7 protein-coding genes and 3 pseudogenes are annotated in these 9,140 nt (G+C 66.2%); 4 read left to right on the plus strand and 6 right to left on the minus strand.

The features are described 5' to 3' along the window. The first annotated feature begins 314 nt into the window (after positions 1–314). Positions 315–1,154: an IS5 family transposase gene (locus ACWCPY_RS42380; protein WP_451274422.1), complete on the plus strand. Its 840-nt coding sequence runs from the start codon at positions 315–317 to the stop codon at positions 1,152–1,154. A 27-nt stretch (positions 1,155–1,181) separates the two neighbouring features. Here the strand turns inward: ACWCPY_RS42380 and ACWCPY_RS42385 are convergent, their stop codons facing one another. Beyond that, positions 1,182–1,580 carry a hypothetical protein gene (locus ACWCPY_RS42385; protein ID WP_451274424.1) on the minus strand — a complete coding sequence of 133 codons (399 nt, stop codon included), beginning with the start codon at positions 1,578–1,580 and terminating at the stop codon, positions 1,182–1,184. A 330-nt stretch (positions 1,581–1,910) separates the two neighbouring features. Next, a complete protein-coding gene (locus tag ACWCPY_RS42390) occupies positions 1,911–2,318 on the minus strand; it encodes a hypothetical protein (protein WP_451274426.1) in 408 nt (135 codons plus the stop codon). Here ACWCPY_RS42390 and ACWCPY_RS42395 point away from each other — a divergent pair. After that, positions 2,227–2,601, plus strand: a complete 375-nt coding sequence (locus tag ACWCPY_RS42395) for a Tn3 family transposase (RefSeq protein WP_451274435.1) — start codon at positions 2,227–2,229, stop codon at positions 2,599–2,601. The genes ACWCPY_RS42390 and ACWCPY_RS42395 overlap by 92 nt on opposite strands. Before the next feature lie 108 nt (positions 2,602–2,709). On the opposite strand, the gene ACWCPY_RS42400 is transcribed toward ACWCPY_RS42395, so the two are convergent. The 3 genes and pseudogenes from ACWCPY_RS42400 to ACWCPY_RS42410 form a co-directional block, all read right to left on the minus strand. Next, on the minus strand, positions 2,710–5,604 hold the full coding sequence (locus ACWCPY_RS42400) for a DUF6924 domain-containing protein (RefSeq protein WP_451274428.1): 2,895 nt from the start codon (positions 5,602–5,604) through the stop codon (positions 2,710–2,712). Next, positions 5,601–6,528, minus strand: a pseudogene (locus ACWCPY_RS42405) (IS5 family transposase). The gene ACWCPY_RS42400 and the pseudogene ACWCPY_RS42405 overlap by 4 nt, the downstream one beginning before the upstream one ends. Before the next feature lie 453 nt (positions 6,529–6,981). Continuing rightward, entirely contained in the window at positions 6,982–7,779 is a 798-nt protein-coding gene (locus ACWCPY_RS42410; protein ID WP_451274431.1) for a C40 family peptidase, read from the minus strand. A 200-nt stretch (positions 7,780–7,979) separates the two neighbouring features. Between ACWCPY_RS42410 and ACWCPY_RS42415 the strand changes: the two genes are divergently transcribed. Together ACWCPY_RS42415 and ACWCPY_RS42420 are read left to right on the plus strand one after the other, a co-directional pair. Further along, entirely contained in the window at positions 7,980–8,153 is a 174-nt protein-coding gene (locus ACWCPY_RS42415; RefSeq protein WP_451274433.1) for a transposase, read from the plus strand. A gap of 104 nt (positions 8,154–8,257) precedes the next feature. Next, positions 8,258–8,534 (plus strand): annotated as a pseudogene (locus ACWCPY_RS42420) (transposase); the annotation flags it as partial. Here the strand turns inward: ACWCPY_RS42420 and ACWCPY_RS42425 are convergent. Next, positions 8,503–9,112 (minus strand): annotated as a pseudogene (locus ACWCPY_RS42425) (transposase family protein); the annotation flags it as partial. The pseudogenes ACWCPY_RS42420 and ACWCPY_RS42425 sit on opposite strands and share 32 nt — an antisense overlap. Between the last annotated feature and the right edge of the window lie 28 nt (positions 9,113–9,140).

Below are 9,140 nucleotides of genomic sequence, written 5' to 3' on the forward strand. Positions count from 1 at the left end.
CGAGATACGCGCCGACCTCCATCTCGGTCTGCTCCAACTCGCCTGCAGCATCATCTGCTTGAGACGACTCCGAACCGCATTCTGAAACGATCAGTAAAAGAGCGTTTTGTCCTGACAGGAGTGTTTGGTGTCTGTATTGGTGGCGGACTGGGCTGGGGCTGTTGGGACTGGTGTCGTTCTCCGTGACGTGAGAGACGGCTGACGCCAGAGCCGGACCCGTTTCGGTCCTTTCGCTCCTGTCTGATCCCAAGGCGCCCCCACTCACCCCTGTTTGCGCCCTGTGGCTGGGTGTCGGTCGACGGAACTATCGAAACATGTCTCAACAGCGGCCATATCCGAGTGACCTGTCCGATGCTCGATGGGAACTGCTGAAGCCCGTCCTGTCGGCCTGGTGGGCTGAGCGGCGAGGGAAGGGGCTGGACATCGGGCGGCCGCCCCAGCATGACCTGCGCCGGATCATGGATGCGGTCTTGTATGTGGACCGGACCGGGATCCCGTGGCGCTATCTGCCCCACGACTTCGCGCCGTGGGAAACGGTCTACGGATACTTCGCCGCCTGGCAGAAGGGTGGCGTATTCGACCAACTCAACGGCCTGCTCCGCCGACTGGTCCGGGAGGTCGCAGGTCGGGACGCCGAGCCGAGCGCGTGTGTGCTGGACGCACAGAGCGTCAAAACCTCCGCCAACGTCCCGGCCGCCAGCCAGGGCATCGACGCAGGCAAGAAGATCGTCGGACGCAAGCGCCACATCGGCGTCGACACCCTCGGCCTCCTCCTCGCGGTCTGGGTGACCGCGGCCAGCGTCTCCGACAACGCCGGCGGCATCCACCTGCTCTCCCGGATCGCAGCCACCCACCCCAAGATCACCAAGGCATGGGCCGACACCGGCTACCGCACCAAGGCCATCGACCACGGGGCCACTCTCGGCATCGACGTGGAAGTCACCCGCCGCGACCCCGGCCAGAAGGGCTTTAAGGTCATCCCGCGGCGCTGGGTCGTCGAGCGGACCTTCGGCTGGCTCATGCACCACCGCCGCCTGTCCCGAGACTACGAGACCCACCCGCACCGCTCCGAAGCCGTGATCCGCGTCGCGATGATCGACCTCATGAGCCGCAGACTCACCCGCGAATCAACCCGCAACTGGCGGGACAGCTGAACGGCGACAGAGTCGGACTCCTGTGAATCACAGCAGGTAGGGCCACAGGCTGACGCTGTTGCGCTCCACATGGACCTCGACCCACGTTCCATCACTTGCCATCGGTGGCGGCGGGTCGGCGAGGTCGAACAGGATCTGGGTGCCGGCCACTTCCAGCAGGGCCCCACCATCGCCCGTGAGACTCAACCGCCCCCGGAAGACAACCTGACCGCCGTCCTCGCCCAACGCGGGTGAGGACAAAGTGGCTGGCCGCGTGTTGCCATCCCAGGCCACGCTTTCATCGACAGTCCACTCCACATGGTGCTCGCGACCCACTACCGTCGGGTCCCCGCACCAGAACGCCGCGGCGGTGCCCACCCCCGAGCGCACCCGGACCGTAACAGGACCGCCGGGGGCCTTTTGTACTGCTTCTACCTGCACCAACATCCCGTAATCATCCACGGCAGCGCTGCGTTACCAAACACTCCTGCCAGGACAAAACGCTCTTTTAAGGACTGAGCGACCGAAGTGGCCTGGCGCCTGGGGACGTTCGCGTGTACGCGGATGGGGAGTTAAGGCCGTACGCCGACACCGGGACGCGGTTGCCTCCGGAGCGGCCGCGTCAGGTGAGCCGTGGCAGTACTACGACCTTGGTCACAAGATCTGCACCTACACCTTCTTCGAGCAGTGCCCACACTGCGTAGCCTGCGCCCGCTGCGACTTCTATACGCCCGAGGACTCCAGCAAGGGCCGGCTCCTGGGGGCCAAGGAAAACCTTCAGCGCATGCTGGCGGGCGCGCCGCTGTCGAAGACGGTCAGGCCGCGCTCGACCAACTGCTGAAACGGCTGGTCAACGTCCCCACGCTGGCTGGGACGACACCCCGTGAGATCGGCGTTCCGGTGACGGTGACGCTCCTGCCGATCGTCACCGTCACCCAGAGCAAAGGCTGAACTACTTGACAAATCAGATTCCACAGAATGCTGCGATACCTCTCCGACGCCCCGCTGCGGCGCCCTGCGGCCGAGGCGACCAACAGGATCGAGACGCTCATCGGCTTCCTCCCAGTGGCTCGGTTTCAACAACCGCGGCGTCATCGCCGACAACGACCCCGCCGAGCAGGAGAAGGCAATGAAATTCAACGCCCTGCTCACAAACGCGGTGATCTGCCACAACGCTCCGGACATCGCGGAGCTCGTTCGGCAGTTGCTGGGAGAGGGTTGGGAGATCGCCCCGGAGGCGCTGGCCCACATCTCACCGTATCTGACCGAGCACATCAGCCGGTTCGGCGAGTACTCAACGCACGAGCTCGGCATCCAGCCCGAGGCGTACGGCCCAAGCCTCGACGTGGACTTCACTCCGCTGCGCGACCGGAACCCTGGCCTAGACCGTCTTCGACCACGCCACCGGACCCGGCCGCGACCGGGTCGGCATCGTGAGAGCCATGGACGAGAGGCGCGAGCTCACTGAGGACGAGGTGTACGAGCTTCTCAGCGCCGAGGACCGCGACGCCGACGGGAGGACGACGAGTATGAATGGGCCTGGTGAGGCGCGCCAGGCGCCGGGCCAGGAGCGTCATCACACCAGGCGCTCGTACGGCCCGTCGCCGGCGAAGTCTTCGAAGTCCTTGTTGCCGAGACCGAGATTCGTACTGATCTCCACGGCCGCGTTAGGCAGCAGGCGGAACTGCGTGACGAAGTTCTCCTCGTCCTCCTTGAAGGGTTCGCCGTCCCATTCGGTCGACACGGCCAGCAGCGGATGACCCGTCCCGTTCATTGTGGTGCTGTCGGCGATGAAGACTGCCCCAGGCAGGCTCGGACCGGGCAGGGCCGTGCGGACGTCCTGGAGCACCCGCTCGGTGGGGGCGTCGGCGTACCTGGGGTCGGAGATTACGTAGAGGTCCACCGGATTGTCGTCCGTCCACGGCGCCCGCAGTTCCTTGACCACCTGGTTCCAGGCGTCCTCATCGGTGAAGTCGGTGCGGACCACCAGCGGGTTCATGCCGTCATACCCCTCGACCGCCAGGGGCGGCTTGGCCGGCCCGGCCGTGGGCGTCGCGGATGGTAACCGCGCCGGCGCCAGGGCACCGCCGAGCAACGCGCCTCCGAACTCGGCGGCACTGGGAACCACCCCGGCCGTGCGGAACACCAGCTCGTGGCGGTGCGATTCGCACGCGATGTCGTCCAGTGCGGCAGCGACCTCCGCTACCTCCACCCCCTTGCGACGGCGCGGGTCGTCCCGCAGTTCAGTCACAAGTCTGCCGTCCTGATGGAGGCTGAATGTCCCCTCGAAGTCGTTCCCCCCAAACGGCTGATGCAGGGCCACCACCGACGTCGAGGGCGACAGTGCCGCCACCGGCAGGGCGGGGTCGTCGCTGACGACGAGAACGTCCAGCCCCACGGCGATCGCCGCCACCACATTCCCCCTATCCGGATGTGCGGCGTCCCGGTGCCGTTGTAGCTGGCGCCATGTGCCCCGCACCATTGAGTCCCGGAAAGCACTGGTTCGCTGGAGTACCTCCCGCGGGGTGCTCTCCTTCACCACCGCAACGCAGTAGCCGCGGTCCTCCCCAACCAAGGCGCGGAACCAGGCGGCCAGGTCGTCGTTCTGCGGCATTGCCGGCTCACGCACCGGGGCCGGCCGCGTCGAACTGCCTTCGGACGCCCATACGACAGTCCCCGCGTCGTCACGGAGCTCCGCGGCGCCGCGCACGACAATGAGCTCGGTGCCCGGCCCGGCGATCTGCTCCATCACAGTGCCGTCCAGGGCCCGCGAGCGCAGGACCCCGTCCTCGTCGAGCACCAGGACAGTCTGCTGATCGTAGAATCTGTCCCAATGCGAGGTCCGTCCCCGCAGGATGATCCGCACCGTGCGACCGTCGTGGAACAGTATGGTCGACCCGTCAGCGCTGGTCAGCGACTGTCCGTGCAGGCTCTCGCCTCGATGCATCGTCGATCCCCGAGCCACCCTCCGGTGGCCGACCCCTGCAGACACCTGAGGAATCCCCGAACTCCACAGCACGACACCGTCCGCGCCGGTCAGTGCCAACTCACCGCTGTCCCGCATCTCCAGCCGCCGCACGCCCAGCCACCCCGTACCTGTGCTCCACACCCGCTCGCCGCAGTGATTCCTGGCCACGAGGTCCCCGTCGGGCCCCAGGCACACCTGGTTCGAGCGCGGCGAGTCACTGATCCACACCCGCTCCTGCGTGACATTGTCCCGTACCGCCAACGACGGGTCGTACACCGAGTGCAGCGCCGTGAACCTCCCCGACAGCGAGGTCAAAGACTCCATCGACAGCCTGCCGCCCAGCGGCAGCCACGACCCTCCTGGCTGCCACCCCTCCCACTCGGCCGGTCGGCTCCCGCGGGCTTGGAGGAAGGGCGGAAACCCCGGCATTGATATGGGCAACTTCACTTTCGAGGGAGCTGGCGCATCTTCGGAAAGCGGTTCAGCTGGCATATCCGAAGGCGCCTTCGCAACACGTATGCCCCGGTAGGGGACTGGGGCGTGGCCTGCACGTTGGCGGTAGCCAGCAAAACCGCCGCGGCCGTCAGCCAGGAACCGAACGGCTTCGAGTTGCAGGTGTGAGGAGCCGTTGTTGCCGGTGATATCGAGACAATAGTGGTCATAGGATCCCGGCTCGGCAATCTGGTACATCCTGGACTGATGCCGCTCGGCGAACGACTGACCGGAGCGAATATCGAGGATTCGCCACAAGTGCCCGTCCGATGAGCCGCGCAGGGTCCATGTCGCCGGGTCGCGATCAGGTGCGTCGTTGGCGGAGGTGAGAACGTACCGATCCACCACGATCGGCTGGGTCAGCTGGAATTCAAGGGACGCACGGTTGTGCGGTGCGAACCATTTATTGGTCGATGCGTCCACGAGGTTCGTGGCCACCTCGCCCGCGTCGCGATACTCGGCGCTGGCCCACACGACGCTCACCAGGTCGCTGGCGTCCGCGATACCGGACGGACTCACCGAACGCAGCTCGACCGAACAGGCGTTACCCGAATGGTCGCCCCAGGCCACCCACCGCAGGGGCGCCTCATTACCGTCATCGATCCATACACACAGCCGTTCCGCCGGATGCCAGCCTCCAGCATCCTCGACCTCCGTGTCGAACTCATACCCACGAGCACCGTCAGCCCCCTCCGGGTGCTCCAACCGGTCGTCGAGTTCGCCCCGCATCTCCACCACATCACCGCTGGCTGTGCGGCAATGGCCATAACAGCTCACCATATCCAGCGAGAAGCCCACCGTGGACTGCCGGCCGTCTTCTGTAATCCAGGACAGCTGCGCCGGCACCACGCTCCTGCCGTCGCCCACACGTATCAGAAGTTGTGACGCCGGCGACCACCCTGCGGAGTCACACGCGCGCCACCACATACGAAATGCGAACACAGAAGCCTCGTCTGACGCTGACCGCACGAATGCCCTCCAGCAACTAGTAGGGACTGTTTCTTGGATCATGTTCGAAGCCGGATCGCGAGGGCCGCGAGGGTGACGGTGCCAAGGTAGAAGGCGCGTTTCTCGTAGCGGGTGGCGACCGCCCGGAAGCCCTTCAGCCGGTTGATGGCCCGTTCGACGGTGTTGCGCTTCTTGTATCACTCGCTGTCGAAGCCGGTGGGCCGGCCGCCTCGAGAGCCCCGGTTCTGGCGGTGTTTCTGCTGGTCGAGGCGTTCGGGGATGGTGTGCTTAATGCCGCGTCGTCGCAGGTGGCGACGGTTTCTTAGGGACGTGTAGTCCTTGTCCGCCAGGACGTGATCTGGTCGGGTGCGGGGCCGCCCGAGTCCGCTGCGGGGCACGGAGATCTGCTCCAGCACGGCCTCGAGCTGGGGGCCGTCGCCGTAGTGGCCGGGTGTCAGGACGAAGGCGAGGGGGCGGCATCGTCCCTCGGCGGCGAGGTGGATCTCGGTGGTGAAGCCGCCTCGGAGCGTCCCAGGAATTCGCCGATCTGACCACCTCCTCCAGCCGGACGGCCAGTTTCCGCAGCACCGGATCGACCTGGTTCGTCCCCCGAACGTTCCCCTTTTGAGGACCCTCGGCTGCCGGCGCCTTCCGCGCGTCGGCAGCGTGCTGGTGGGCTCGCACGGCGGTCGAGTCCACGGACACATCCCACTCGATCCGGCCCGCGGCACCCTCGGCGGCCTGGATGCGAGACAGCAACATCCTCCATGTTCCATCAGCTGACCAGCGACGATGCCGTTTACAGACGGTCTCCCACGGCCCGAACCGCTCCGGCAGGTCCCGCCACTGGACACCCGTCCGCACTCGGTAGAGAACCCCGTTGATCACCCGACGGTGGTCACTCCACCGACCCCCGCGCCCACCACCACGAGGCAGGAATGAGTCCAGCCGATCCCACTCCGCATTCGTCAGATCCCCGCGACCCATCCCACCACCCTGACCTCAACACCCCACTCCCGTCAGGAGATCCGAGAAACAACCCCTAGCTGTCCGCGATGAACGCACGGCTGCCGCAGCCCGAACACTCCCCTTCCGCCCCGGACAAGTTGACCAGCACGAAGAACACACAAATGCCGCACCCCGCAGGAACGCTTCAGGGTCCGCGGGGAGACCCTCGCCAACCTGATCATCAGCATGCACGGACGCATCGTTCCAGACGCCCCGAACCAAAACCCGACCAGCTTGACCAAAGACATAGGGGCACCCCTCACATGGCGACAGGAACCTTGAAGGGGGCGCCCGGTCGACGTGCGAAGGACTCCCTGGCGGATTCCACCCAAACCGCTGCGCTGACCGCCGAGGCCGCAGCCTTTGGCAGGGTCAGTATGTGAGCCGAGCAAGCCCAGAAAAAGTTCCTGCGTTCGGCCACGGCGTCGTGGGTCAGGTTGGGCGCACCACTGCGTAGACCGGCATCGCGTGCAACGGCTGCACCGAGACATTGCGGCCCGGCCGCGGTGCGTGAACGACTTGGCCGTGGCCCATGTACATCCCGACATGGGCCGCGCCCCGGTAGAAGACAAGGTCGCCCGGCCGGGCCTCGGACACCGATACACGTCGGCCGGCGTTGATCTGGCCCCACGTTGTCCGGGGCAGGTTCAGCCCTGCACGACGGTAGGCGTATTGCATGAGTCCCGAGCAGTCGAACGACGAGGGTCCGACCGCCCCCCAGACGTAGGGCTTTCCACGCTGCGCGAGAGCCTGGTTCAGCGCGACTGCGGCCCGGCTCGTGGTGGGAGCGTTTGCCGCGTGCTCCCTTCGTGACTGCTTTGCCTCCCCGGCAGCCTGTTGCTCCGCAGCGAGCTTCTTCTCCGCGGCCAGGGCCTGCTTCTTACGCAGGGCGGTCTTAGCAGCCTCCCTGCGCGCGATGCTCTGCTTGGCGTCCAAAGCCGCTTTCGCGGCAGCTGCATTCCGCCGGGCGTCAAGCTCTGCGTCTGCGGCGGCCGCATCCCGCCGGGCGTCGAGCTCCGCCTCCGCGGCGGCCGCATCGAGCGACTGTCGGATTGAGTCGCGGTCGGTACGCGCATTCGTGCGGAGCTTGTGTACGTCGGTATCACCGCTATGGACATTGGGTCTTGGCGGGGCATCACCGGACTGTGGCGCGGCAGTGGCAGTGGTGGCTGTGGTGGCCATCAGGGCAGCCACGGAGACGACGACGCGGGGAACTCTGAACGACATCATGGGACCGCCTTCTGTCGAAGATCTGCAATTCAGTGGGATCTACGTTGACGAGAAGGAACGGGTTCAAATGGCCGAGATTCCTGGGATTCTGACGCCAGCCCATCCAAATCGAGTGCCGCGGATTCTGTCCCTGCGAAGCTTCCCCTTGATGTTGGACATCTGGAGACTGGGACGTGAGGTTCCAGAGGAAGTAGTGCCAGGTGGGAAGCAAGAGCAACCGCCGCGGAAGGCGGTATATGGAGGAGTTCAAGCGTGACGCGGTCGCGCTCGTCCGGTCCTCCGGCAAGACGGTCCCCGATGTGTCCCGGAAGATCGGGGTCAGCGCCGAGGGACTGCGGAACTGGGTCAAGCAGGACACGATCGACTGCGGGTAGGGGGCACTGAGCGAGCCGGCGGGCGCGGAGCGGGAAGAGCTGCGGCAGCTGTGGCGGCAGAACCGTGAGCAGGCCGGGACGATCGAGGTGCTGCGAGAAGCGGCGATATCCGTCGCATCGTCTGCACCACCAACGCGATCAAGTCGGTCAACGCCTGCATCCGGCGAGCAGTCAAGGCCCGCGGACACTTTCCGAACGAGCAGGCCGCGTTGAAGTGCGTCTACATGGCCATCATGTCGCCCGACCCCACCCAGCCCGTCGGACTATGCGCTGGAAGCCGTGCCGAACGCCTTCGACATCACATTCGACCGCCGGCTTTCAGTGGCCCGCCGTTGGTTTGACAGACCCGTGCCTGGTTGCGGGTCTTTTCGGTGGGGGTGAGCTCCTGCGGGGGCTCGCGCTTGATGCCGGTGGTCAGCCATGGGCCGGTGCCTTGGTAGGCGAGATCGGCTGGGATGGGAACGCCCTGGCGCTCGCGGATCCGGATGATCCGGTGGGTACGGGCGGCGGTCAGGTGGATGCGGCCGGCAGGGCGGGTAAGAGCCGCAGCAGCCGGTTGCCGGGGTCGGTGACGACCTGCACGTTCACGCCGTGGCGCCGGTGTTTGTGAGAGTGGTCGGCCCGGCCGTCGCCGATTCGGTCGCGCTCGGCGCGGGGTCCCGTCGAGCAGGACGAAGTCGGGTTCGTGCTCGCGCGGCGTCTTCAGCAGGCCCGGTGCACGTTCGGCGAACAGGTCGACGACCGCGCTGGTGTAGGCATGGGTGGTGGACTCGCTGATCCCGAACCCGGCGGCGATCTCCGCCGGAGTGGTGTGTTCGCGCAGATACACCGGTGCCACCATCGCGCGCTGGGACGGACGGAGCTTGCATCGTCGGTCGCCTCTCACGGGTGATGATCAGCATGGTGACCCACTCCACGAGTGCATGCGGCAGGGCGAGTGCGGCAGGATGGATGACCAACGAGGCCCCCGCGCATGTGATTGAGACG

The organism is Streptomyces sp. NPDC002403 (genome assembly GCF_053593015.1).

Coding starts and splice junctions, on each gene's coding strand:
- ACWCPY_RS42380 (WP_451274422.1), top strand. CDS start 315: ATGTCTCAACAGCGGCCATATCCGAGTGACCTGTCCGATGCTCGATGG.
- ACWCPY_RS42385 (WP_451274424.1), bottom strand. CDS start 1,580: ATGTTGGTGCAGGTAGAAGCAGTACAAAAGGCCCCCGGCGGTCCTGTT.
- ACWCPY_RS42390 (WP_451274426.1), bottom strand. CDS start 2,318: ATGTCCGGAGCGTTGTGGCAGATCACCGCGTTTGTGAGCAGGGCGTTG.
- ACWCPY_RS42400 (WP_451274428.1), bottom strand. CDS start 5,604: ATGATCCAAGAAACAGTCCCTACTAGTTGCTGGAGGGCATTCGTGCGG.
- ACWCPY_RS42410 (WP_451274431.1), bottom strand. CDS start 7,779: ATGATGTCGTTCAGAGTTCCCCGCGTCGTCGTCTCCGTGGCTGCCCTG.